Origin of the sequence: Mesorhizobium sp. M0768, from assembly GCF_040320195.1 — a bacterium.
Classification (GTDB): Bacteria; Pseudomonadota; Alphaproteobacteria; order Rhizobiales; family Rhizobiaceae; genus Mesorhizobium.
The window spans coordinates 10860-35357 of sequence record NZ_JAMYPD010000041.1; the positions used below are offsets into that span (position 1 = coordinate 10860).

At 59.7% G+C, this 24498-nt stretch carries 20 protein-coding genes and 2 tRNA genes; 4 read left to right on the plus strand and 18 right to left on the minus strand.

The window, feature by feature from the left end; translation table 11 throughout:
* Window positions 1-387 precede the first annotated feature (387 nt).
* From NKI08_RS30480 to NKI08_RS30490, 3 genes are read left to right on the plus strand one after another with little or no spacing between them, the layout of a single operon-like run.
* Complete coding sequence (locus NKI08_RS30480) at window positions 388-3927, plus strand: helicase-related protein (RefSeq protein ID WP_352774707.1); 3540 nt, start codon at window positions 388-390, stop codon at window positions 3925-3927.
* Complete coding sequence (locus NKI08_RS30485; protein ID WP_352774709.1) at window positions 3924-6875, plus strand: DUF1156 domain-containing protein; 2952 nt, start codon at window positions 3924-3926, stop codon at window positions 6873-6875. Before NKI08_RS30480 ends, NKI08_RS30485 begins: the two co-directional genes overlap by 4 nt.
* Before the next feature lie 9 nt (window positions 6876-6884).
* The gene (locus tag NKI08_RS30490) at window positions 6885-10202 is read left to right on the plus strand and encodes a DUF499 family protein (RefSeq protein WP_352774711.1); all 3318 of its coding nucleotides are present in this window, start codon (window positions 6885-6887) and stop codon (window positions 10200-10202) included.
* A 62-nt stretch (window positions 10203-10264) separates the two neighbouring features.
* Here NKI08_RS30490 and NKI08_RS30495 read toward each other — a convergent pair whose 3' ends face one another.
* The 15 genes from NKI08_RS30495 to NKI08_RS30565 all read right to left on the minus strand — a co-directional run bounded on the left by NKI08_RS30495 (window position 10265) and on the right by NKI08_RS30565 (window position 21334).
* A complete protein-coding gene (locus NKI08_RS30495; RefSeq protein WP_352774713.1) occupies window positions 10265-11191 on the minus strand; it encodes a hypothetical protein in 927 nt (308 codons plus the stop codon).
* Window positions 11188-12021, minus strand: a complete 834-nt coding sequence (locus NKI08_RS30500; RefSeq protein WP_352774715.1) for a HipA family kinase — start codon at window positions 12019-12021, stop codon at window positions 11188-11190. Before NKI08_RS30500 ends, NKI08_RS30495 begins: the two co-directional genes overlap by 4 nt.
* A gap of 713 nt (window positions 12022-12734) precedes the next feature.
* A complete protein-coding gene (locus tag NKI08_RS30505; RefSeq protein WP_352774717.1) occupies window positions 12735-13217 on the minus strand; it encodes a hypothetical protein in 483 nt (160 codons plus the stop codon).
* Entirely contained in the window at window positions 13214-13876 is a 663-nt protein-coding gene (locus tag NKI08_RS30510; RefSeq protein WP_502899683.1) for a DUF6946 family protein, read from the minus strand. Before NKI08_RS30510 ends, NKI08_RS30505 begins: the two co-directional genes overlap by 4 nt.
* A 76-nt stretch (window positions 13877-13952) precedes the next feature.
* The gene (locus NKI08_RS30515; protein ID WP_352774720.1) at window positions 13953-14330 is read right to left on the minus strand and encodes a hypothetical protein; all 378 of its coding nucleotides are present in this window, start codon (window positions 14328-14330) and stop codon (window positions 13953-13955) included.
* Between the two features lie 747 nt (window positions 14331-15077).
* Window positions 15078-15153, minus strand: a tRNA-Phe gene (locus NKI08_RS30520).
* 319 nt (window positions 15154-15472) lie between these two features.
* On the minus strand, window positions 15473-15664 hold the full coding sequence (gene yacG / locus NKI08_RS30525; protein ID WP_023677402.1) for a DNA gyrase inhibitor YacG: 192 nt from the start codon (window positions 15662-15664) through the stop codon (window positions 15473-15475).
* Window positions 15661-16290: a Maf-like protein gene (locus NKI08_RS30530; RefSeq protein WP_352774721.1), complete on the minus strand. Its 630-nt coding sequence runs from the start codon at window positions 16288-16290 to the stop codon at window positions 15661-15663. Before NKI08_RS30530 ends, yacG begins: the two co-directional genes overlap by 4 nt.
* 25 nt (window positions 16291-16315) lie before the next feature.
* A complete protein-coding gene (gene infA, locus NKI08_RS30535) occupies window positions 16316-16534 on the minus strand; it encodes a translation initiation factor IF-1 (RefSeq protein WP_006200926.1) in 219 nt (72 codons plus the stop codon).
* Window positions 16535-16623: 89 nt separating this feature from the next.
* On the minus strand, window positions 16624-17106 hold the full coding sequence (locus NKI08_RS30540; RefSeq protein ID WP_502895753.1) for an arsenate-mycothiol transferase ArsC: 483 nt from the start codon (window positions 17104-17106) through the stop codon (window positions 16624-16626).
* Complete coding sequence (locus NKI08_RS30545; RefSeq protein ID WP_352613943.1) at window positions 17094-17579, minus strand: UPF0262 family protein; 486 nt, start codon at window positions 17577-17579, stop codon at window positions 17094-17096. The genes NKI08_RS30540 and NKI08_RS30545 overlap by 13 nt, the downstream gene beginning before the upstream one ends.
* Window positions 17580-17581: 2 nt before the next feature.
* Entirely contained in the window at window positions 17582-18874 is a 1293-nt protein-coding gene (gene hisD, locus NKI08_RS30550) for a histidinol dehydrogenase (protein ID WP_352774722.1), read from the minus strand.
* A gap of 4 nt (window positions 18875-18878) precedes the next feature.
* On the minus strand, window positions 18879-19313 hold the full coding sequence (locus tag NKI08_RS30555) for a DUF2948 family protein (protein ID WP_352470153.1): 435 nt from the start codon (window positions 19311-19313) through the stop codon (window positions 18879-18881).
* Window positions 19314-19614: 301 nt separating this feature from the next.
* Complete coding sequence (murA, locus tag NKI08_RS30560) at window positions 19615-20907, minus strand: UDP-N-acetylglucosamine 1-carboxyvinyltransferase (RefSeq protein ID WP_352774724.1); 1293 nt, start codon at window positions 20905-20907, stop codon at window positions 19615-19617.
* A gap of 157 nt (window positions 20908-21064) precedes the next feature.
* A complete protein-coding gene (locus NKI08_RS30565) occupies window positions 21065-21334 on the minus strand; it encodes a hypothetical protein (protein WP_502899684.1) in 270 nt (89 codons plus the stop codon).
* A 121-nt stretch (window positions 21335-21455) separates the two neighbouring features.
* On the opposite strand from NKI08_RS30565, the gene NKI08_RS30570 reads away from it, so the two are divergent.
* A tRNA-Thr gene (locus NKI08_RS30570) sits at window positions 21456-21530 on the plus strand.
* A 165-nt stretch (window positions 21531-21695) separates the two neighbouring features.
* On the opposite strand, the gene NKI08_RS30575 is transcribed toward NKI08_RS30570, so the two are convergent.
* From NKI08_RS30575 to NKI08_RS30585, 3 genes are all read right to left on the minus strand, one after another.
* Window positions 21696-22034, minus strand: a complete 339-nt coding sequence (locus NKI08_RS30575; RefSeq protein ID WP_352774725.1) for a BRA0787 family protein — start codon at window positions 22032-22034, stop codon at window positions 21696-21698.
* Between the two features lie 67 nt (window positions 22035-22101).
* Window positions 22102-22329 (minus strand): hypothetical protein, encoded by a 228-nt coding sequence (locus NKI08_RS30580; protein ID WP_352541336.1) that lies wholly within the window; start codon window positions 22327-22329, stop codon window positions 22102-22104.
* 295 nt (window positions 22330-22624) lie between these two features.
* Window positions 22625-24427, minus strand: a complete 1803-nt coding sequence (locus NKI08_RS30585; protein WP_352774727.1) for a dipeptide ABC transporter ATP-binding protein — start codon at window positions 24425-24427, stop codon at window positions 22625-22627.
* Between the last annotated feature and the right edge of the window lie 71 nt (window positions 24428-24498).

Below are 24498 nucleotides of genomic sequence, written 5' to 3' on the forward strand. Positions count from 1 at the left end.
GAGCCTCTTGACGGAACAGGAATATCTTCCTTTTCGAGAAAAGATGGCGCACGATTCAATCGACATGCTGGGCAAGACGACCCGGCACAATATGCTGTCAGGGCGGAATGCAGCTGCGGGAACGTGCGCTACTGCCGTTCCGGCGGGGTAGATCCCTTCAAGCTAAATTCGACTGCAGCCGCGGTAATGACCGATCTGGAGTGGGAGCATCGTCGCCGCGACTTTGACTTCGAATTAGACTAGGGGGTGACGCCAATCCGTAACCACGCTGTACTCTCCAGACAACCAACTTATTGACCAACCGGGTTGATCGCATACGCAAAACCCGTGATTGTATAGCGAAGCGGCTTTGCGCCGCAGATAGCAAATGAGGGGGACGTAGACATTGTGGTTCGACTGGAAGAGCTTAAGCGTGGTGTTCACATTGATGGTCTTTCGCCAGCCGGTACAGCCGAAGTAATTTCGGTCGATTGGCTGAGCGATCACCAGCTTGAAGTCACCTACCGCACCGGTAAGGGCCTCGATCAACGCATCCTCGTTCGCGACGACCAAGACCGGCTCCTAGCGGCGACTGCGACCTCGCCATTCTCCTTCGATGGGAACGCCGAGAATTTTCGTCTCGCGGCTGAAGCGCATCGGATCACTCTTGCCCATTTATTCGATCCCTATCTGGCGCTGACCAGCGCCAACATCGAAGCACTGCCCCACCAGATCACTGCCGTCTATGGAGAGATGCTGGAGCGTCAACCGCTGCGTTTTCTTTTGGCTGACGATCCCGGCGCGGGTAAGACCATCATGGCCGGCCTGTTTATCAAGGAGCTGATGATCCGTGGCGACCTAAAACGCTGCATGATCGTTGCGCCCGGATCGCTAGTCGAGCAATGGCAGGACGAGCTTAAGGAGAAGTTCGATCTCGACTTCAAGATTGTTGGCCGCGAGATGTTCCGTACAAGCTACAGCGGCAATCCGTTTAATGACGAGGACAGGCTGATCGTTCGGCTTGACATGGCCTCGCGGTCTGAGGATGTGCAAGCACTGATCGAAGCTTCACGGGATTTCGACCTCGTGATTTGCGACGAGGCGCATCGCATGTCGGCAAGTTATACCGGGGGCGAGGTCAAATACACCAAGCGCTTTCAACTCGGCCGGATGCTTGGTCGCAACTCGCGTCATTTCCTTTTGATGACGGCTACTCCCCACAATGGCAAGGATGACGATTTCCAGCTTTTCCTGACGCTCCTTGACAATGACCGCTTCGAAGGAGCGTACCGGGAAGGCGTGCGCACGTCTAACGCGTCCGACCTCATGCGCCGCCTGATCAAAGAAGAACTCTATTGGTTCGACGGTCGACCGCTCTTTCCAGAGAGACGCGCTTATACGGTAAGCTATCCGCTGTCCGCTGCCGAAGCCGATCTCTATGCCTCGGTCACCGATTATGTACGTGAAGAGATGAACCGCGCCGAACGGTTCGCCAATTCCGATGAAAAGAAACGGAACAATGTCGGCTTTGCGCTGCAATCGCTTCAACGCCGTCTGGCCTCGTCGCCCCGTGCGATTTGGCATTCCCTAAAACGCCGCCGGGAAAGGATGCAAAAACGGCTGGAGGAAGAGCAACTCAAACTGAGGGGCGGGACGCGTTCGACGTTCTCCCCGTCGTCCATTCTAGATGTTCCGAGTGATGACGATCTAGAGGAAATGCCTGAAGAGGAGGTGGAAGCGCTCGAAAACGAGGCAATCGACACGGCCTCCAGTGCTCGCACGCTGGAGGAGTTGAAGATAGAAATCGAAAGTCTCAAGGTTCTTGAAGAGAAGGCGTTCGCATTAAGTCGCTCGGGAGATGATACGAAGTGGACCCAACTGACGGCGATCCTCGACCAGCCCCCTATTTATGATCCTGCCACCGGCCGCCAGAAGAAGATACTGCTCTTCACTGAGCCACGCGATACGCTCGACTATTTGCGAGAGAAGATTGTCACTCGCCTTGGCGACCCTGAGGCCGTCAAAGTTATTCATGGCGGCGTACCGCGCCAGCAGCGTCGTGCCGCAGTCGCCGGCTTCAACGATGATCCCAAGGTTCGTGTACTGATTGCCAACGACGCCGCAGGCGAAGGCGTCAACCTTCAACGCGGCTCACATCTCATGGTCAACTATGACCTACCATGGAACCCGAACCGGCTTGAACAGCGCTTTGGGCGCATCCACAGGATCGGCCAGACTGAGGTATGCCACCTGTGGAACTTGGTGGCCGGGGAAACGCGCGAAGGCGCGGTCTATCAGCGCCTGCTGGAAAAGCTCGAGGAGGCTCGCAAGGCCCTTGGAGGCAAGGTCTATGATGTGCTCGGTGAAGCCTTCGAAGACAAGAGCCTGAAGGATTTGCTGATGGAGGCGGTGCGCTACGGCGACCGCGAAGATATTCGGGCGCGCCTGTTCCAGAGCATCGATGGGGTGGTTGATCAGTCGCATCTCAATTCCCTGACCGAACGCGCCCAGCTTTCGCAGGAGACGCTTAATCCCGAACGCGTCCAGGAGCTGAAGTTCGAAATGGAGCGGGCGCACGCTCGCCGCTTACAGCCGTTCTACGTCCGCATGTTCTTTGCGGAAGCCTTCAGGCGGCTAGGCGGCGAAATGGTTGTACGCGAGGAAGGTCGCTGGGAAATCCTTCGCGTGCCGGCGCTGATCCGCGGCCGCGATCATCTGACAGGGCACGGCGATCCAGTGTTGGAGCGATATGGCCGCGTCTGCTTTGATAAGACACATATGAGCGGGGCCTATGGCCAGGCGAATGCCGCCCTGATAGCACCTGGCCATCCCCTGCTCCAGGCGGTGGTGGACCTCACCATTGAATACTACGGACCGGCACTGAAGCAGGGCGCTGTACTTGTTTCTGAAACCGCTCAGGACGGCCAGCCGCGCTTGCTTGTCATGGCCGAACACGAGATCAAGGACGCAGTGACCGCACCCGACGGCCAGCCTCGCGTTATTTCCAAGCGGCTGCAATTCGTCAGTCTCTGCGAGGACGGCGGCGCGCGAGACGAGGGGGCTGCTCCCTATCTCGATCTTCGCCCACTGACCGCTGAGGAGTACGACCTGTGCAAAGAAACGCTGGAGGCGAACTGGCTAAAGCAAGACCTTCTGGCGCGAGCGCGAACATATGTCAGTCAGCATCTCGTTACCGGACATCTGGATGAGGTCCGTACGCGCCGCCTCGCTTATATCCGCAAAGTCGAGGAGGCAGTCCGCGTCCGCCTCAAAAAGGAAATTGCCTACTGGAGCCGACGCGCCGATCAACATCGACTCAACATCAAGACGGGAAAAGATGAACGACTGGCGCTTGCCCAAGCCGAGGAGCGAGCGTCACGACTGGCCGATCGACTGGAACTCCGGCTTTTGGAGTTGAAGAAGGAGCGCGACATTTCCGCAGCTTCTCCGATCATTCGCGGCGGCGCGCTCGTCATACCAGCCGGCCTACTCGCGAGGCTCAAGGGCGAGACGGTTTTCCACGACGGATTTGCGGAAGAGACGGAAGAAACCGAGCTTCTCGCGATGAACGCTGTTATGGACGGTGAACGAGTGGCGGGGCGCACGCCGGTCGATGTCTCGATGCATAATCGGGGTTGGGACATTGAGAGCGCCACAGCCGAGGGTGAGTTGCTGTTTCTGGAAGTAAAGGGCCGCGTCGTTGGCGGACGGGAAATCATTGTGACGAAGAACGAAATGCTCCAGGCGCGAAACGCCGGCGACCGATACCATCTCGTCTACGTGCCGATCGAAGCCGGTTTTTCAGGTCAGCCGCGCTACCTGTGCGATCCTGCACGCCATCTGTGGGAGGAAGGCGAGTTCAAAGACATCTGTAGGCATTATGCGGTCAAGGACATTGTCGCCCTGGCAACTTCCGCTCCGAAATGCTCGGGATTTTCGCGGCAATGACCGCTCGCTCGCGCCTGAAGCTCATCGAGCACTCACTTCCTCTCGAAGCCATCAACGCCGCTTCAAGCCGCGAGAAGTCGGTTCGTCATGGCCATCCCTCAACGTTGCATTTGTGGTGGGCGCGACGGCCTTTAGCAGCTTGCAGAGCAGTCATATTTGCACAACTCGTCGATGATCCTTCTGCCTGGAAGGAAAAATTTCCGACTGCTGAGGACCAGGCGAAGGAACGCCGGCGTTTGCACAAGGTCATCGAGGAGATGGTCGAATGGCCGAGGTCCAATGCAAAGGACCAGATGCGGTTCGAGCGAGCCATCGTGGCAGCGCGCTACGAGATCGCTCGTTCGGTGGCATGGGGTCTGGACGAGGAGCCGCCCACTGACCCTGAGGCGGTGATCGAATATCTTCAGGAAAAGGGACCTCCCGTCTATGATCCTTTCTGCGGTGGCGGGTCAATCCCGCTTGAAGCACAGCGCCTCGGGCTCCGTGCCTACGGGTCGGATCTCAATCCCGTCGCGGTGCTGGTAACCAAGGCCCTGATTGAGTTCCCGCCGAAATTTGCCGGACTGTCGCCGGTGCATCCCGAAGCGAAGAAAGAAGGAAGCCTCATCGGTCGTCAATGGGAGGGCGGAGCGGGACTTGCCGAGGATGTCCGCCGTTACGGCGAATGGATGCGCGATCAAGCGGAGAAGCGGATCGGGCATCTCTACCCGGGGGCGACCTTGCTGGATGGCTCGAAGGCGACGGTGATCGCTTGGCTGTGGGCGCGCACGGTTGCATCGCCTGATCCCGCGCAGAAAGGTGCGCACGTGCCGCTTGCTGCGTCCTTCGCACTTTCCTCGAAGGTAGGAGAAGAGACAATCATTGTTCCGGTCAAGGACGCCAACGCAGAGGATGGCTGGCGCTTCACTGTCAAGTCCACCGACGTGACGAAGGCCGAATTGCAGATTGCGGCTAGCGGTACGAAAGGGGCCGGCAGAGGATCGAACTTTGTCTGCCTCCTTAGCGGGGCGACCATTTCGGGGAACTACATCAAGGCAGAGGGCAGAGCGGGCCGAATGGGTGCTCGTCTCATGGCAGTTGTTGCTGAAGGAACTCGCTCGCGCGTATACGTCACGCCAACTGAAGCGGAGGAATTTGCCGCTAAGGTCGTACGCCCGATTGTACCAGAACTGGAACAAGCAACCCCCGAGCGCCTCACGGGAGGAACGTGCTTCGCTTACGGGCTTACGACTTACGACAAGCTCTTCACATCCCGCCAGCTCACCGCGCTTACGACCTTCTCCGATCTGGTCGGCGAAACGCGAGAAAAGGTTTTGGCGGATGCTATGGGTGCGCACGCTTTCGCCAATCATCCCGATCCTGATCTGCAGCTTGCCGATGGTGGAACCGGAGCTGCAGCATATGCGGATGCAGTGGCGACGTACCTTGCTTTCATTGTCGATCGTATGGTCGACAGGCATTCTAGCTTAACAAGATGGGATCCCAATCCAACCGGATTTGCTCCCAAAATAGCTAATACATTCTCCCGCCAGGCGTTACCAATGGTGTGGGACTTTGCCGAAGGAAATCCGTTTAGCTCATCCTCTGGCAACCTGCTTGATGCGGCAGATTGGGTCGCAAAGGTGATTGATAGGTCCATTCAATCGGGGTGGGGGCTGGCTAGGGCGATCGACGCTCCAAAGAACAGCTATCCGGTTCGGCCAACTGTTATTTCTACCGATCCTCCCTACTACGACAATATCGGCTACGCGGACCTTTCGGACTTTTTCTACGTCTGGCTGCGGCGTAGCCTGAAGGACGTCCACAAAGACCTGTTTCGCCGGCTAGTCACGCCCAAGAACGAGGAGCTCGTTGCAACATCCTATCGCCACGACGGCAAGGAAGGAGCGGAGAAGCACTTCATGGATGGGATGGGTGAGGCGCTTGCCGCGATGCGGAAAGCGTCCGCCGATGCACCGCTCGCAATCTACTATGCTTTCAAACAATCAGAGGTACGCGACGACGGGGTTCTCTCCCCGGGTTGGGCAGCCTTTTTACAAGCAGTTGTCAATTCCGGCTTGCAGGTGGACGGAACGTGGCCGATCCGGACCGAGCTTTCCAACCGTATGATTGCATCCGGCACAAATGCCCTCGCCTCATCTGTAGTTCTTGTGTGTCGCACGCGTCCAGAAGACGCCAGAGTGATTGGCGTTCGCGACTTCCAGCGCGAGTTGAAGCCGGTTATGAAGCAGGCCATCGAGGATCACCAGAAGGCTGGTGTGCCCCTACCTGACCGGCGACAGGCGGCGATCGGTCCCGGCATCGGCATTTTCTCAAAATACGCGTGGGTGCGCGAGATCGATGATAGCAGGATGAGCGTCGCGAGGGCGTTGGTGCTCATCAATCGCGAGATCGACGAAGCGCTGAGCGAAGGTACCGAAGCGCTCGACCCGGAAACCCGCTTCGCGCTGGAGTGGCATGAGATCAATGGCTACAAACTCGTCGAAAAGGGGGCAGGAGCCGCGATAAGTCAATTGATGAGTTTCAACCTCACTGAGGGTCGAATGAACAGTTCTGGCCTGTTCCGCTCACGTAGCGGTGATGCGAAGCTCCTGACACGCGGCGAAATGCAGGAAGCCGACCCGCAATGGAGCCCGTCTCGCGACGGTATCTTTACCGTGTGGGAGATGGCACAGCATATGGCCCGCGTGTTCCATGCCGAAGAGGGTGGGGTGGATGACGCAGGCCGCATCCTCGCCGAGAGCCGGCGCTCTGGGCCAGACGTTTTGCTTGTGGCCGAACGCCTTTTCGAGATCGCCACGAATAAGGGCGACAATGACGAGGCTCTAGCCTGGAACCAACTTCAGACAGCGTGGCCAGAAATCGAACGGGCTGCTGACCGCGCCGAAGAGGCCGGCATCGGCTCGGCACCCGTTCAAGCTCAATTTGATTTCCCGGCGCTCCCGTAAGGAACAGCCATGAACAATCGCGATCGTATTGCCCAACTTTTGGCGCTTATTGAGCGTGGTTGCCTACCCTTTGTGCAGAAGCACCTAACGGCCCAGCTTGGTGCAAACTGGCGGCGCACGGCGAGGATGCCGCCGTCTCTTTCTCCTATGGCCGACTTAGACGCTTACGCACTGCTATACGCTATCAACAACAATTGGCGCGAGGTTTTTCAGAACGTACTCAAAATGGAAGTGCGGGACGCGGCCTCCGCCGCACTGGCCGGCCGCAACAAATTCGCGCATTCTTCAGGCGCGATCGACGACCAATTGGCGCTCCGCGCGCTTTCGGGTGGATCCGATTTGCTCAATGCTGTTGGTGCGAAAGACGAAGCTGACAGAGCTTCAGCTTTGCTGAAGGGCTTACTGACGGCGATGGCCAGCCCAGCTATAGCAACAGGACAAGTTCAGCCGGCAGGCCCACTAGCCGAACCAGAAACACCACATCATCCTACGCTTACGCTGACACCCAATCGCACAAAGGCCCAAGAACCAACGCAGGAGGACTTCTTCGGCGGAGGCGAGGTGGAAGGGTTGAAGCCTTGGCGTGTGGTGTCACCCCCGCGCGAAGATGTTCTAACAGGCAGGCTCGACAAGGACAAATTCGCGGCCAATCTCGCCGCCGCGGACCGCGCCGAGGGCGAGGAAACCTACGCCGATCCGATCGAATTCTTCAACGCTACCTACTTAACCGCTGGCTTGCGAATGACGCTCGAAAACGCCGCCAAACGTCTCAGAGGTGGCGGTGGCCCTTCAACGATCGGACTGCAAACTAATTTCGGTGGTGGCAAGACCCACACACTTCTGTCGCTGCTGCACATGGCTCGGCTTCAGGACCTGAGCCGTGCTGACAACCTGTCGTCGATCGCTACCGAGATCGGTTCCTCCAATCTTGGGGAAGTGAACCTCGCAGTCTTCAGCGGCAGTGACAAAGGGCCGGACGTACCGCTAGCGACCGCAGATGGCCACGCTGTTCGGACCCTATGGGGTTATCTGGCCTGGCGGTTGGCAGGGCGTGAAGGTCTGGCGCTTGTGAAACCATCCGAGGAGGCAGGTACAAGTCCCGGTGCGGAAGTCTTTCAGAAAGTGCTAAAGCTGACGGGGAAGCCGTCGCTGATCCTGCTCGACGAGTTGGTCGTGTTTGTTCGCCAGCTAACCGGCGAACGGTACAACGCGCACCTCTCTTTCCTGCAATCACTAACCGAAGCCGCGGCGCAAATCCCAAATGCTCTTATCGTCGGTTCGCTGCCGGAAAGCGATCTTGAGGCCGGCGGAACCGAGAAAGGACTGGATACGCTCCGCGCGCTGGAAAAACTGTTCGGTCGAACACAATCAGCTTGGCAGCCGGCGCAGGGTTCAGAGACCTATTCTGTAGTTAGGCGCCGCCTGTTTCAGGAGTTGGATACGGAGGGCGAGAAGCAGCGAAAGCGCACGGTGGAACGCTTTGTAAAACTCTATCGCGATCACAAATCGGACTTTCCGTCAGGCACAGGCGAGCGCGACTACGCCGACAAGATGATGGAAGCCTATCCCATCCATCCGATGCTCTTCGACAAGCTGTCGAACGAATGGGGGGTGCTAGAAAAATTCCAGCGCACGCGCGGCGTGCTCGCGCTTTTGGCGCGCACGATCTTTGCCAGCTATCGCGAGCGTAGCGACGAGCCACTCATCCTGCCGAGTTCGTTGCGCGTGGATGATCCGGCAGTTCGTGGCGCGCTACTCGAACCGCTGCCTGGTCCTGTATGGGGATCGATTATCGAAGGCGAAGTCGATGGCGACACTTCGCTGCCGGCTGAGATGGAAAGCCGAAGGCAACGCTACCGGAACGATCAGGTTGCCAGGCGCGCTGCGCGTGCTGTGTTTGTTAGCACAGCTCCTGCTGGAGATGCCCGCGGCGGCATCACTGGTCCAGAACTCAGGCTCGCCTGCGTCAAGCCAGGAGAGCAGATTTCCATATTCGGTGATGCGCTTCGCGAAATTGCAGAACGGTCAGCGCACCTTTATGAGACGGAGGGCCGCTATTGGTACGGTCCCCGAGCGACGCTAAACAAACTGGCCGATAACCGACAGCTCGACGTGGACAATGATGCCGCCGATGCTGAGATCATCAAGTTCCTCAAGACTGACGAACGAGCAAAAAGCAACTGGGGTCGGGTCCATACCGCGCCAGACCGGGCCTCGGAGGTGGAGGATCGCCCGACCTCCGGGCTGGTAATCCTTGGCCCCAATCATCTTTATCAACCCGCAGGCGGATCAACTGCAGAAACCGAAGCGTTGGATGGATTGGACCGCCGTGCTGGAGGCCAGCGTAAATATCGCAATGCCCTCGTCTTTCTTGCTGCCGACGATCGCGGGCTTGAGGATGGTCGTCGCACAGTCAAGCGGATGATGGCATGGCAAAGCATCATCGACGACCGCAGCCTCGATCTGACCGACAGCCAAAAGTCCGACGCCCAAAACCGCTACACGCAGGCGGAAAGGGCGGCGAAAGATACCGTGCGCAAAGCGTGGTCGCATCTGCTGGTGCCGACGCTTTCTACGACGGATCAGAGCGTTATAGGGCTGGAGCATTTTGCTATGCGGCTTTCGGGTCAGCGCACCTCTGCGGATGCCGCCTGGGAAAAGGCGTCGGAGGCGGCGGTGATCTCAACGACACTCGGTCGGCAAAGCTTCACGCAGCGTATGCTGGAGCTTTGGCCACAAGGGAAGTCGGATCTCCCGGTCGACCAGGTACGCGACTGGTACTTCGAATTCCTTCACATGGAGCGACTGAGAGATGAGGTCGTTTTGGCGAGTGCGATTTCTGACGCCGTTGCCGACATGGATGCAGCTAGCGCCAAGTTCGCGCTGGCAGCGGATAGAACTGATGACGAATACACCGAACTTCAGTTCGCTAGGACCGTGCCGGTACGTTTCGGACAGAACATGGTGATTGTTCTGCGAGAGGTCGCCGAAGCAGCAAAGAAACGGGTTCAAATTAGCAAGGCTTCGGTGTCCAGCATTTCAACGGCTCACGCGTCCGGCACAGAAGGCGCACCGAGTGAGGCCCGACAAGCTGTGCGACCGACGCGTTTTTCCGGGATGATTGAACTGGACACCATTCGTGGTGCCATAAAGGTCTCTCAAGTCTTCGAAAGCGTCATTGCAGAACTCGACCGGGCGGAAGGCACAACCTTCCGTATCATGCTTGAAGTTCAAGCCGAGAGCCCCGAGGGCTTTTCGAAGGATGTCGAGGATGTTGTCTCTGACAATGCTCGAGCTCTCGGCTTTTCACGAAAGCAGTTCGACTAAGCGAACTGTTGTGACGAAGGAGTGCGCATTTCATACGCATCTGCCAACGGTGTATCAATGTCCTAAGCCGCCTGTTCAAGCTCCAACAAATGGTTGCCTATGTCAGGCACGGTCACCCGTGGAACGACAGCAATGTCTCGCTTCCTTCCCTGCTCCCCCAACTCATCAACCACCTCCAGCACATCGCCATACTGCTTCTCGGTGATGTGCGGGTCGTACTTGTCCTGATGCTTAACAATCATCTCGTACTTTCGCTGGCGGTCTAGCGCGCCAGCGTCGGCGCGATCCTGCTCTAAATCCCACATCAGACGTTTGATATGATCGATTGTCGTGTTGGACCGCTTTGCAGGCAGCGTAGCAAAATTGGCTACGAGGGATGAGCCGGCAAACCCAATGTAGATGTCTTGCGCAAGCGGTTTCCGTTTTCGTTCACGCTTTTCACGAACTTCGGGGTGGAAGAAGCTCGATAGCCGTGGCCTGAGTTGTTCGACATATTCCAAGACGAGAACTGGCAAACGATCGACTTTGGCTTTGGCCTCAGCCGATGTCGGCAATGCGCCTTCGGAGCGTTCGACCCTTTCCGCCAAGGCGGCATCATAAAGCGATGAAAGCGAAGCAAGCCACGTCGTCGCGATCTGCTTTAAACTGATGCCTTCGCCTTCTCTCAACTCGCCGAAGGTGATCCCCGAGAACGTCTGCCGAGGTTCGTGCAATGCAATTTGCCCGCGTTCCGACAAATCCGATTTCAACACGTCAAGCGCGACGCGGGCAACAAGCAAAGCGGTCTCTGCCCCATCGCCGAACAAACAATGGAGCCGCCGCCATGCATTTGCTTCTGCAAGATAGAAATCGGTCTCTGTCGCGCTGGCCACTCCGATAACGAGGTTCTCAGGCGAACTGAGGCGAGGTGAGAAGAGCACTGGCGTCCACAATGCTCTGAGATGATCGGCGCGGCTAGGAAAGCCGTCATTCGTGAAAATCGCACTCATACCAGCAACCCAAGAGCTTCTGACGCCAACCGCGGAACGTGATGTACACGGGCATTTAGGAATGCCACCAGGGCTTCAAAGTCTCCTCGCGCCAGAACATGAGCGACGTAGTTCAGTTCGCCTAAACGAGCAAGTTCTACCCCACTAAGACGCGCTGGCAGCGTACCCGCAGGGCCAGCGATTTCCCGTCTTCGATCATCGGGAATCGTCGGGGTAAGCCAGTGTGACAAGCGGTTATTATATTGGGCGTCAGGTTGGAAATGTGCGGGTTCCCATCCCGGACCTGTAAAACTGTGGCCGTGGTCGATGAGCCAAATCTCGCTACGGCCTGAGAAGAGCAGATTTCCCTCGTGCCGGTCCGTGTTCGCGATCCACGTGTCAAAGCCATACATTCCGGCCACATCGTTCCACGCTGCCAATTTCTCTCTGATCAGGGGTACCTTGCCAGGATCGCCGCAGTAAATCTGCTGAACATTTTCAGCCTGCTTGTCGGCAGATGCAAAGACCAAATGTCCGCTGCCATCAGCCAGTGGGCAACGCGAAACCGTCAAAATTCCCGGCTCCACCCGGGCGATTATTGGCATAGGAATGGGCAATTTCGACGCCAGGCCGATTGCAGCTGCCATGATCTCGTTTGCGAGCTGGCGCGCGCTCAAGTCTTTGATGATTGCCTGGCGGGTCTCACCATCGGCACAAAGGACCTGACCGCGAAAGGTGTCGTTCACGTTGCCCAATTTGAACGGGCTTGCACCGTGAAGCACTGTTCCGAGAACAAGATGCACCGGAGTTTCACTTTGCGCCTCGACGCCCTCCGGATCGGTCTGCTCCATACATCCCCCCGACCACAATCGGAACCATAAAACTACTGAGCGGATTTTTGAAATACAAGCCGCCAGCTCCGTTGTTCCCGCCAACAGCCAGCGAATTTAATTGCACTGGCTCCAAGTAGCACGGACAGGGAGGGATCGGTGGATTGCTGCTGCCATCGGGGCATTGTTTGTAGGTCGCGATAGGTGAGTGTTATCGCCAGTTGGATCGACCGATAGAGAGTGAATGATAATTTTATCGCGATCTTAAACTCACGATGGCAAACATCTCGGCATCGCAATCATTCTATTGAGCCGAAGGAAAGAAGGAAATTAGGGCCATCGAAACGATGTCGCTCCGAGATAGCCTAGTCGAAACGGCATTGGCTTGGCAGGATCGGTATGGGGTAGCGCCTTCGATCACCACTGCCATCTCCGAGTATGATGCGGCAGTGACCCTGTTGGCGATGTCAGAGGAAGCCTTTAGGCAGTCGCAGTTAAAGGCGACTGCCGTCCAACGTGGTTATGATTTCACGCGCGATGGGGTCCGCTATCAGGTCAAAGCGAACAGGCCAAGCGGTAGACCGGGCAGCAAGGTAACACTTTGCGCTAAGGCCAGAAACTACGAATGGGACTATCTAATCTGGATACTCTACGACCGGGAGTATCGCATTCAGGAAGCATGGGAATGGCCAGTAGCAGACTACATGGCCGCGTTCGACCACGTGGCGCGCCTTTCACCCAGCCACATGCGTCTTGGCAAATCCAGCTGGAATAATTTGGCCCACAAGCTGGAAGTTCGAGCGCCACGCCGCGAATAGCTCCGGTACTTGATCGACCCGGAAGTACCGCTCAGCGGCGGTCTTGCTCGTCGGCTTGTCGCGTCGCGCCAAATCCTCCGCGAGGGCTCTCGGGATCACATAAATTGTGCGTTCTGTGAACTCGCCCGCAGGAAGCAGGACTATGGCGAGCCAATCGAACAGGTCGTAGTCGTTGTAGCCGACATAGGCCGCCCCCTTCTTGAATGTGCGCGATTTGACGGAGATGCGCTGAGCTGGCAGATTCCGCGGTTGGGCAATTACGTCATAGCCGGGCCAGTTGTCAGGAACTTTGAGGGCAGGAACCCCAGCAAGCGTCAGTTCCGCCGCGACAACCATTTCACATGCATCGCCCATTTGCTTCGAGGTGTACGGTCTTGGTTCCAGACGGCTGACCTTCATTGGGAGAGATGCTCTGGATTTCCCGTCGCCCAACCGAGCCGGAGGCGCTGTCCACTATTCAAAACGATGGTCACCGATTGATCTGGCCGTACCGTCATGCCGAAAAGCCCGGCAAACCGCTCGAAGTCTGCGAACCACATTCGGGCCACAGAGAATGAATGAACGATCATCGCCGCTTCGTCCGTCTTGAACCGCTTGGCCTCCAACAGCGCTGACGCCGTTCGGTGCAGCAGCTGATAACGTGCGTCCAATGGCGGAACGCCATCTAAGCCCAACAGATCGCAGATCTGACGCATGCGAAGGCGTTTGCCATCGGACGGGCTCGCAAACCATTCGCCGAGCGTTGGACCAAACGGCTCGTTGACTTTCCCTTCAATCGTTGCGGCGCATGTTTCTTCGCCAAAGCGTATTAAGGCGAAGACATCGCTTTGACTGTCGCGCTGACCACCGGCCAATGGCACCTTGTGCTCGGGAAGTGCGACCAAAAGGTCAGTCGGCTTGTCAAACATCGCTGCGACCTCGGATGGAAGACCATTCGCGCTCTCCCAACTATGTGCGAGCGTCCGGGCCGAATAACCCATCCGCCAATGCTTGATAGGATCAGCCAAACTCGCCTGCCAGCTGTCTGGCCCCGTACTCGGGATATAAACACGCGACATCCTGGAAAACCCCTCATAATCAAACGCTGCTGGTGGCTAGCAGCCAACCGCCCTGTTAAGGGGCTTTAACCGCCAACTATTCGAGAGCCTTCGCGACAAGTGACCACCCCTTTGCGGTGACGACAAAGTCGCCCGCAGGCTCTTCCACCACGAGGTGCCCTCGCTTAACGAGAGCGCCCGCCGCATAAATATCAGGTCGAAACCACGTGTCCTCCATCTGGATGCCGACCAGCGGAATGCGACCACCAGAGAAGATCAGGTAGGACAGGAACAATGCAATAGTTCGCGGCGTCTCTTGAATGGCGTCATTATTCTCTTGGCCCCAGTCTCCATAGTCACTCAGGCCGCTGAAAGGTGATGGGTCGAAGGTCTTCGCAGAAGAAGGTTTTCCATCAATCGCACAAGCAATTGCGTCGATGATTTTGACCGCCGTCTTTTTGTCAAGGTTCAGCATGCGTCAGGTCCCCCCTTGTGCCTGTAGCCTACTATTAACATGACACCTTAAAGGCTGCCACAAGACCACTTCGGCTGCACCCGACGGTCCGCACCGGATTTTAGCGTGTTCTCACAAGGTTGCAGATGGAGCTATTCGGTAGCGATGAGTCCGACTATCTCTGTCGTTGTCCAAATTTCTCCGTCATCAACATCAATCGCACACCCGATAGGATTCGAACCTGTGACCTCTGCCTTCGGAGGGCACAAGCGTTTAGACATCCAAACTTGAGTGCAATCCGCCATGTGGTGCATATGGCGTGGCCATTTATCTGCCCGGCCGGAAGCAGTTTGGTCGATGTGAGCCTTGGATGCTTTTGCAGCGCTAGTGCGCGATCCTTTCCTAGACAGCCGGGAGGGCTAGGGCCCGTCTAGTTCGCGCCAGAGAACGAACCTACTGGCGTGGGAGAGCCGCTCCAAGGCGACGCCACGTACTTGAAATGCACCTAACCATCCGACTTCAGCAGATGCTTACAGGAATCCTGCGGATTGCAGCCCAATTTCCGGCGAGGCTGATCAACATTGCTGGTTTGCTGCCAAATTCAGCTTCTATATACACAATGGTTGGGAACCGTCGTTTGACTGTCTTTGCGGGAGGGCAGACGACGCTCTCCTGCGGTGATGCAAATCTTTAAATGCCAAAGATGCAAAAATCCCGGCAAAAATGCAGAACTCAAGTTCCCGCTACACGAGCCGTACAGGGAAAAAATGGTGCCCAGAGGCGGATTCGAACCACCGACACGCGGATTTTCAGTCCGCTGCTCTACCAACTGAGCTATCTGGGCCTGCTCCGGTAGGCGGCAATCTGCACACCGGGTTCATGAAAGCGCCGTCGGCACCCCTTGAAAGCGCGTGGGTTATAGCACGGGAATCCGGCCTGTCCAGCGCTTAGAGCATGATCCCGAAAAGTGGAATCCGGTTTTCGGAAAAGATCATGCTCAGACAAAACGCCAGAACCTGTTCGGTCCGACAGTGCCCGGATGGAACAAGTTCTGGACATTGATTTCAGGCGGGAAACGACAGGCAGTCCGCAAGGCCGATCATCGGTCACGATCGCGGCTGCGAAACAGTCCCAAGCCTGTGGAAAACCGCAGGTGGACGGTGCTATTTCTGGTCGTCGTTCTCATCCTCATCGTCGCGGCCCGGGATGACGTAGACCCCCTTCAGCCAGCGGTTGAGGTCGATGTCCTTGCAGCGCGTCGAGCAGAACGGGTAGGTTTCGCGCGCCGATGGCTTGCCGCATTCGGGGCAGGGCCGCTTGGGCCGCAACGGCGTGACCTTGTCGTCCGGGCTCATATCCGCGCACCCGACAGCCAGTTGGCGTGCACCTTAAACCCTTCGCCGCTCAAAAGCGCTACCGTCTCGTAGAGTGGCAGGCCGACGACGTTGGTGTAGGAGCCGACAAGCTTGACGACGAAGGCGCCGGCAAGCCCCTGGACGCCATAGCCGCCGGCCTTGCCGCGCCATTCTCCGGATGCGATGTAGGCCTCGATCTCCTCGCGCGGCAGCCGCTTGAAGCGCACCCTGGTCTCGACCAGCCGCAAGCGCTGCTTGCCGCCAGGTGTGATCAGGCAGATGCCGGAATAGACGCGGTGCGAACGGCCGGACAAAAGCCCAAGGCAGTTGGCGGCGTCGTCGAGCGTCTCGGCCTTGGGCAGGATGCGTCGCCCGACGGCAACCACCGTGTCGGCCGCCAGCACGAAGCTCGGCGCGTAGTCCGTCTCGGTTTTCAGCGAGGCCAGCGCTTTCTCGGCCTTCTGCGTCGCCAGGCGCATGGCCAGCGAACGCGGGTGTTCGGCGCGCAGCGGGGTCTCGTCGACATCAGCCGGCAGCACACCGTCCGGCTCGATGCCGGCCTGCTGCAGCAGCTCGATCCGGCGTGGCGAACCCGAGGCAAGCACGAGCTTCTGCAAAATGCCCATCGCGATCCCGGCCGGGTCCTTGAACTTACTTGAAGCGGTAGGTGATGCGGCCCTTGGTCAGGTCGTAGGGCGTCATCTCGACCAGGACCTTGTCGCCGGTCAAAACGCGGATGCGGTTCTTGCGCATGCGGCCGGCCGTATGGGCGATGATTTCATGTTCGTTTTCGAGCTTGACCCTGAACATCGCGTTGGGCAGCAGTTCCGTCACGACACCCGGAAACTCGAGGACTTCTTCCTTCGGCATTCGATACCTTTGCTTGGATGGGTACTTCCAGCGCCCCGGCCGGAAAGTTGCGCGGAACCTATATGATAAACGCCCGCTTGTGAACATGCTTAATCCGCGGCGTTTTCAGCCCCGTTGCCGAGGAAACGGCGGCCGATCCGCCCCTTCAGCCGCTCGCGCACGTCGCGGTAGGCGGCCATGATCTGATCGCGCGTGCCGCTGACGCCGGTCGGGTCGGGCATCGGCCAATACTCGACCTCGACGGCCAGCGAGCGGGTGAGTTCGAGCGCGATGTGGTGGGCTTCCGGCGCCAGCGTGACGATCAGGTCGAAATAATCGTCCTCGAGGTCATCCATCGTTCTCGGGTGCCGTTCGCCGAGCGACAGCCCTTCTTCGGCCAGCACGGCATCGACGAACGGATCGCGTTCGCCGCCGCGCACTCCCGCCGAGGCGACGAAGGTGGTAGGCGGGAGCACCTTGCGCGCCAGCAATTCGGCCATCGGCGAGCGCACGGCGTTCATGCCGCAGACAAACAGGATCGAGCGGGGCAGGATCTGGCGGGGCAGCGGGGCGGCCAGTTTCAGCCTCGCCAGTGCAGCACGCAAACCAGCGTGAACAGCCGGCGCGCCGTGTCGAAGTCAATCTCGATCTTGCCGGCAAGCCGGTCCATCAGCCTCTGCGAGCCTTCATTGTGCAGGCCGCGCCGGCCCATGTCTATCGCCTCGATATGGCTTGGCGTCGCGGTGCGGATGGCATCGTAATAGCTTTCGCAGATCATGTAGTAGTCCTTGACGATGCGCCGAAGCGGCGTCAGCGACAGGATGTGGGTGACCACGGCTGCGCCGTCCTCGCGCGCCACCGCGAACACCAGCCGGGACTCGGCCAGCGACAGTTTTAGCCGGTACGGCCCGGCGCCGTCGTCATTGACCGGCTGGAAGCGGTTCTCCTCGATCAGGTCGAAGATCGCCACCGCCCGCTCATGCTCGACATCGGGCGTCGAGCGGCCGATCGTCTCGTCGAGCTCGACATCGATCAGCCTGGCGCGGGTTTGGTCGTAGTCGGACATTTCTACATGTTCAGCCGGATGGCGACGGAGCGTCCATGCGCATCGAGGCCTTCCGCCTTGGCGAGCGTGATCGCCGCCGGCGCCAGTGCCCGCAACTGCTCCGGCCCGAGCTTCAGGATCGAAGTGCGCTTGACGAAATCGAGCACCGAAAGCCCGGACGAAAAGCGCGCCGAGCGCGCCGTCGGCAGCACGTGGTTGGAGCCGGCGACATAGTCGCCGATGGCTTCCGGCGTGTGGCGGCCGAGAAACACCGCACCGGCATTGCGCATCCGCGCCAGGAATGCCTCTGGGTCGTCGATGGCAAGCTCGACATGTTCGGCCGCGATGCGGTCGACCAGGGGCAGTGCTGCCTCGATCGTCGGCACCAGGATCACGGCGCCGAAATCGCGCCAGCTCGCCGCCGCCGTTGCTCCGCGCGGCAGGTTCTGCAACTGCCGCTCCACCGCCTGTTCGACCGCTGCGCCAAAGGCACGGTCGTCGGTGATCAGGATCGACTGCGCCGACACATCGTGTTCGGCCTGGGCGAGGAGGTCGGCGGCGATCCAGTCCGGATCGTTGCTGCCGTCGGCGACAACCAGCACTTCCGACGGCCCGGCGATCATGTCGATGCCGACCGTGCCGAACACCTGGCGCTTGGCCGCCGCGACATAGGCATTGCCGGGACCGACGATCTTGGCGACGGGCTTTATCGTTTCGGTACCATAGGCAAGGGCCGCGATCGCCTGGGCGCCACCAACGCGGTAGATTTCGGAGACACCGGCAAGATCGGCTGCCACCAGCACCAGCGGCGGCACCTCGCCGCCAGAGGCCGGCACCACCATGGCGATGCGCTCGACGCCGGCGACCTTGGCCGGTACCGCGTTCATCAGCACCGAACTCGGATAGCTCGCCGTGCCGCCCGGCACGTAGAGCCCGACGGCCTCGATTGCCGTCCAGCGCGAGCCGAGCTCGACGCCGGCGGCATCGGTGTAGCGGTCGTCCTGCGGCAGCTGCCGCTGGTGATGGGCGCGGATGCGCTCGCGCGCGAATTTCAGCGCCTCGACCGTCTGCGGATCGGCGGCCTCGTAAGCCTTGGCAATGTCGTCCCTGGAGACGGCGATGCCGAGCCTGGCCAGGTCGCCGCCGCCGAATTTCTGCGTGTACCCGACCAGCGCCGCGTCGCCCTCGGCGCGCACCTTGGCGATGATCTCGCGCACCACGGCGTCGACATCGGCCGAGACTTCCCGCTTGGTCAGCAGGAACGCGGCAAAGCGCTGCTCGAAATCGGCGTCGGACTGGCGAAGCGTGATAGCCATTACATCAGACCCTGTGGACCGGGCGCGACGTCGCTTCCCAGGCGCCGCCGACATCGGCAAGCCGCGCCTCGATGCATTCGACATCGAGCATGATCGCGCCGCCGCCCGAAAAGATCAGCTCGACGATGCCGGCCGGTTTGTCGAGCGCGAGAAAGCTGATCGCCAGCAGCGACAGCACCTCGTCCGGCTTGTCGCGGGCAATGCCGCTGGTCTTGGCGCCGAGCACCCGGTCGAAATGCAGCACGGCCTGCCGCCGCTCATTGTGCTGGCGGAAGAAGCCGGATTTCGCCTCCCAGACGAAGCGGTTCATGGTCAGCACGAAGCGCTTTACAGAAGGCAGGTATTCGAGATCGCTGACCTTCATGACAGCATCCTGGACATGCGCCGAGATGATGCTCAGATCCTGATCGTCGAGCGCGACAAGCTTGAGGCCATTCATGCGGAATTCGCACCTGCGAGTTGATTATTCGACTTTCTGTTAGGCGGTCTTTCCGGCTCGTGCAACCGCGCCGGAGGTCTTGGCCAGGCAATCGCCCCGGTCGGCGTTGCCCCTCATCCTCCTGCCAGGACCTTCTCCCCGTATAGGGACGGGTGTAGGGGCTGGCCGCAACCTCGGCACCCTCTCCGCAACGCCGGAGATTGGCGAAATCCTTCGCGAGGCGTCCCTTCTCCCCGTCCCTATACGGCGAGAAGATGCCGGCAGGCAGATGAGGGGCAGCGCCGACCTGAGCCTGCTATGGTCACCCCGAAATGCGCTCGATTTCCGCGCCGCAGCCAGACAGCTTTTCCTCCAGCCGCTCGAAGCCGCGGTCGAGATGGTAGACGCGGTTGACCGTGGTTTCGCCTTCGGCAGCAAGGCCGGCAATGACCAGCGACACCGAGGCCCGAAGATCGGTCGCCATGACTGGCGCGCCCTTCAGCTTCGCTACGCCGTCGACGATCGCCGTCTGGCCGGACAGCGTGATGTGGGCGCCGAGCCGGGCGAGTTCCTGGACGTGCATGAAGCGGTTTTCGAAGATCGTCTCGGTGATGCGCGACTTGCCCTTGGCCATCGTCATCAGGCCCATGAACTGCGCCTGCAGATCGGTCGGGAAAGCCGGGAAGGGCGCCGTCGTCACATCGACCGGCCAAATGCCGGCGCCGTTGCGCCTGACGCGGATGCCGGAATTAGTCTGCGTGATCTCGGCGCCGGTCTGCGAAATGATGTCGAGCGCCGTCTGCAACAGGTCGGGCCGCGCGCCTTCCAGCACGACGTCGCCGCCGGTCATCGCCACCGCCATCGCATAGGTGCCGGTCTCGATGCGGTCGGGGATCACCCTGACGCGAGCACCCGACAGCGCCTCGACGCCGTCGATGGTGATGGTCGCCGTGCCGGCGCCCGAGATCTTCGCGCCCATGGCGTTGAGGCATTCGGCGAGGTTGACGATCTCCGGCTCGCGCGCGGCGTTTTCGAGCACCGTCTCGCCCTTGGCCAGCGAGGCCGCCATCATCAGCACATGGGTGGCGCCGACCGAAACTTTCGGGAACACATAACGGTTGCCGACAAGCCGGCCGTTCCTGGTCTTGGCGATGACGTAGCCGGTGTCGACGTCGATATCGGCGCCCAGCGCCTGCAGGCCTTCGAGGAAGAGGTCGACCGGCCGCGTGCCGATGGCGCAGCCGCCGGGCAGCGACACCTTGGCTTCGCCCATGCGGGCCAGCAGCGGTCCGATCACCCAGAACGACGCCCGCATCTTCGACACCAGCTCGTAAGGCGCCGTCGTGTCGACGATGTTGCGGGCCGAGAAAGTGATGGTGCGCGAATAGCCTTCCTGCTGCTTTTCGCGGCGGCCATTGACCGAATAGTCGACGCCGTGATTGCCGAGGATGCGGATCAGCTGCTCGACATCGGCCAGATGCGGCACGTTTTCCAGCGTCAGCGTGTCATCGGTCAAAAGCGCGGCGATCATCAGCGGCAGCGCAGCGTTTTTCGCGCCCGAGATCGGAATGCTTCCGGCAAGCTTGTTGCCGCCAACAATTCTGATGCGATCCATGAAGAGCGTCCCCTCGGCGCCAAGGCCGGTTTAAATCGGTTGAGTCTGTTGCGGCCATCTAGACCATTGGCCGGCTTGGTTCAAGAAACAGGCTACTCCCCACTTTGGCCCACGCCGACTTGGCCAAAGTACCGGCGACCAACATAGCCGATTCGCGTTAATCTTTTTTCATCACCGCTTGCAGCCCCTCCGGCCGCTTATCGGCGTCGCCAGCGCGCCGCTTGTCGGCGTCGCCGGTCCGTCGCGACCGCGATTGCGCCTTGCGCTTCTGCAGGTTGGCGCGCAACTGCTCGGCCAGCCGGTCCTTGCGGCCCGTTCCGGCTTTTTTCGCTGAACCATCCTTCTTCGGTGATCCATCCTTGTTCGGAGAAACTGTCTTGCCGTTCATCGTTCTGTCCCCGGCCGGCGACCCGCCGGTGCGGATCAAGGGATAGCCAACATTGTGGCACGGCCATGTCCGCAACGATCGCCCGGTGCGGCCTTTCAACCCGTCTTTGTCTTGGCCTTGCGCTTGCCGGTTCGATATGGCAGAAGCCCCGCCATCGGCGGCTGCGGTAGCTCAGTGGTAGAGCACTCCCTTGGTAAGGGAGAGGTCGAGAGTTCAATCCTCTCTCGCAGCACCAGTCCATCCGCACCATGCAGAGCTATGGCCATCGCCGCGCATGACCGACTGAGCAAATAGAGGCTATCAGGGCAGATCGCGACGCATACCGGCTGAATGATACGGAGCCGAGCTGCCTTGTGCCCGGCTCCTCCGGCTTTGACGGGAACCTATGCAGCGTCGCCTGTTAGTTGCCGATGTCGCCGCTCCGGAGCCGCTTCACGCACAAAGCGCGAAGGACCAGAGCGGCATCGGCGTAAGTGATCGCCTTTTCGCCGCCGAAAACCAGTGCATTGCCGACAACCTCTAGGACATCGCCCTCGATGCGCCAAGGAAGAATATCGGTGCAGGTCCGCATGCGGCCGAAGACCGAACTGATCGGCACCATCTGGTCCTCAAATTCCACGTGCGGCTCGTCCGTTCCCGGAATCCAGGTTTGGTAAGCTTCCAAGGCATCGTCGAAGGCTCCGTGCAAATGAATCGGAGCATGGCCCTCATGCAGTGCGGGTAAAAGGCGTGTGGTCATCGGTCTCCTCCTGGATCGCGGCAGCCAGCCAATGCTGCCAGGTAACCCCCGCATTTCGATGATTGGTCTATGGCCGGATGCGACGGGCGCCTACCCAATAGCCGCAAGTGCCGATGCCCCAATAGAAGGCTTCATCCCGTCCTGAGCGGCGAAATTTCGCCTCGGAGTCAGAAGCGTCGTCCGCCTGCGCCTGATCCGGCGCATAACGTGAACGCTCCATGGGCGGGAAAAGGGCGCCGATCACGATCCTGATACAGCCCGGAACGGCTTCCAGAAATGTCTGCGTCATCGTCATCTCCTGATCCTGCGAACATGGACGGCGAAAAGTCAGGCACTTGAAGCGGGCAGTATGACCGGCTTCTTAGCAAATGTCTATCAAACTTGTAGACATTGGCTTGTAAGGAGCGAGCCTCAGACGAAATACCATGCGAGCTTGCCTGTGACTACGGTGGATGCTTGATCGCCAAGCTTCCTGCTATCCGCGCCTCGAACGGCCGCAGCTCCCGGTCTCTTGGCACTTTGCGACGGGGATCAGCTCCATCGCGCCTTCCTCGCGAGCGCGACGGATCTTCAGAATGATGATCCGTCCTTCATGAACCTTGGTCGAGCCGCCAACATGCGATCAGGTGCTCGTCGCCAGCTTGGCTGAGGGGCGGTTCGGCTTTCCAGCAATCGGCAACAGCGAGCGAGCAACGGCCGGCGAAGGCGCATCCCTGGCTCGGGCCCGCCGCGATGTCGGCCTGAGAGATGATCTTCGGCGCTGCATCGTCTGAAGACGCCGCCAGCAGCAGTTTCGTATAGGGATGATTGGGTCCGTGAAAAATCTGGTCGGATGAGCCGGTTTCGACCAGGCGGCCGCGGTACAGCACGCCGATCCTGTCGGCCATGTAGCGCACGACCCTGAGATCGTGGCTGATGAACAGATAGGTCGTGTCCTTGTCGCGCTGCAGGTCGTTGAGCAGGTTGAGAACAGTTGCCTGGACGGAAACGTCGAGCGCCGAAGTGGGTTCGTCGAGCACGACGACCTGCGGCACGCCGGCGAAGGCCCGTGCGATGGCCGCCCGTTGCCGCTGGCCGCCGGATAGTGATCGCGACTTCTGCTCGGCTGTGGCGCCGGCAAGGCGAACCGATTGCAGCAAATCGCTGACGCGGGCCTTTATCTCACTGCTGCGCAGGCCGGCGAGCCGGCGCAGCGGGCGGCCGAGGATCCTGCCGATTCGCTTACGCGGATTGAGCGTGCGATCCGGCGACTGGAAAACCATCTGCACATCGCGGCGTTCGCCAAGACTTCTCTTCTCGACGCGCGGTGCGACCTTCCTGCCGAACAGTTCGACCGATCCGGCGTCTGGCATCTGTAGGCCGGTGACGATCCTTGCCAGGGTCGACTTGCCGGAACCGGACTCGCCGATCAGCCCGAAGGTCTCGCCGTGGCCGATATCGAGATCGACATTGCTGAGCACCGGTTGGCTGCCGAAGGCATGGCTGATGCCTTTACAGGCGATCGCGATTCGGCGTTCTTTGCGCTCGCCGGCATCTTCATTCTGGACCGCCGAGTGCGATGGCAGGCCGTCCGTCTCCGCCAGTCTTCCATTCCGCTTCGTGTAGTTGAGCGCCGGGATCGAGGCGATCAGCGCCTTCGTATAGGCGTGAGAGGGGTTGTCGAAGACATCGCCGGCGGCGCCGCTTTCGACCACGGTTCCCGACTGCATCACCGCCACCCGGTCGCAGGAGCGGCGGATCATGTTGATGTCGTGGCTGATCAGCAGAATGCTGGTTTTGTGGTCCTTGCGCAGGCCGGAGAGGATAGCGATGATCTCGGACTGGACGCTGGCGTCGAGCGCCGTCGTCGGCTCGTCCAGCACCAGCAGCGACGGGTCGAGCGCAATCGCGATGGCGATGTTGGCGCGCTGCTGCATGCCACCGGAGAGTTCGTGTGGATAGAGCCCCAGCACCCGCTCCGGATGGCTCACCCGAACGCACCCGAGCAGTTCGCAAGCCCGCTCGCGCGCCTCGTCATGGCGCACCGGGCGATGCCGCATGATCGTCTCGGTGATCTGGCGGCCGATCGTCATGCTTGGGTTGAGGGCCGCGCCCGGGTGCTGGTAGACGGCGGCGATATGATTTCCCCTGAGTTGGCGCAACTGCTCGGCGGAGAGGTCGCGGATTTCGCGGCCCTGGAACTCCAGCGCTGACGCCGCGATGCGGGCATTCTTCGGCAGATAGCGCAGGATGGCGAGCGCCACCGAGCTTTTCCCCGATCCGGACTCGCCAACAAGGCCGAGTGCTTCGCCTTCGCCTATGCGCAGGGAGACGCCACTGACGGCGGGATGCGATCCATTGCGCCCGTCATAGGCGATGGAAAGCTGGTCGACGTTCAGAACCGAGGAGGACATTGGGAGCTTGAAACCACTTTCTTCCAGCGTCGCGATCGAGGGCAATCGCTTCCACTTTTGCAATGCTTTAT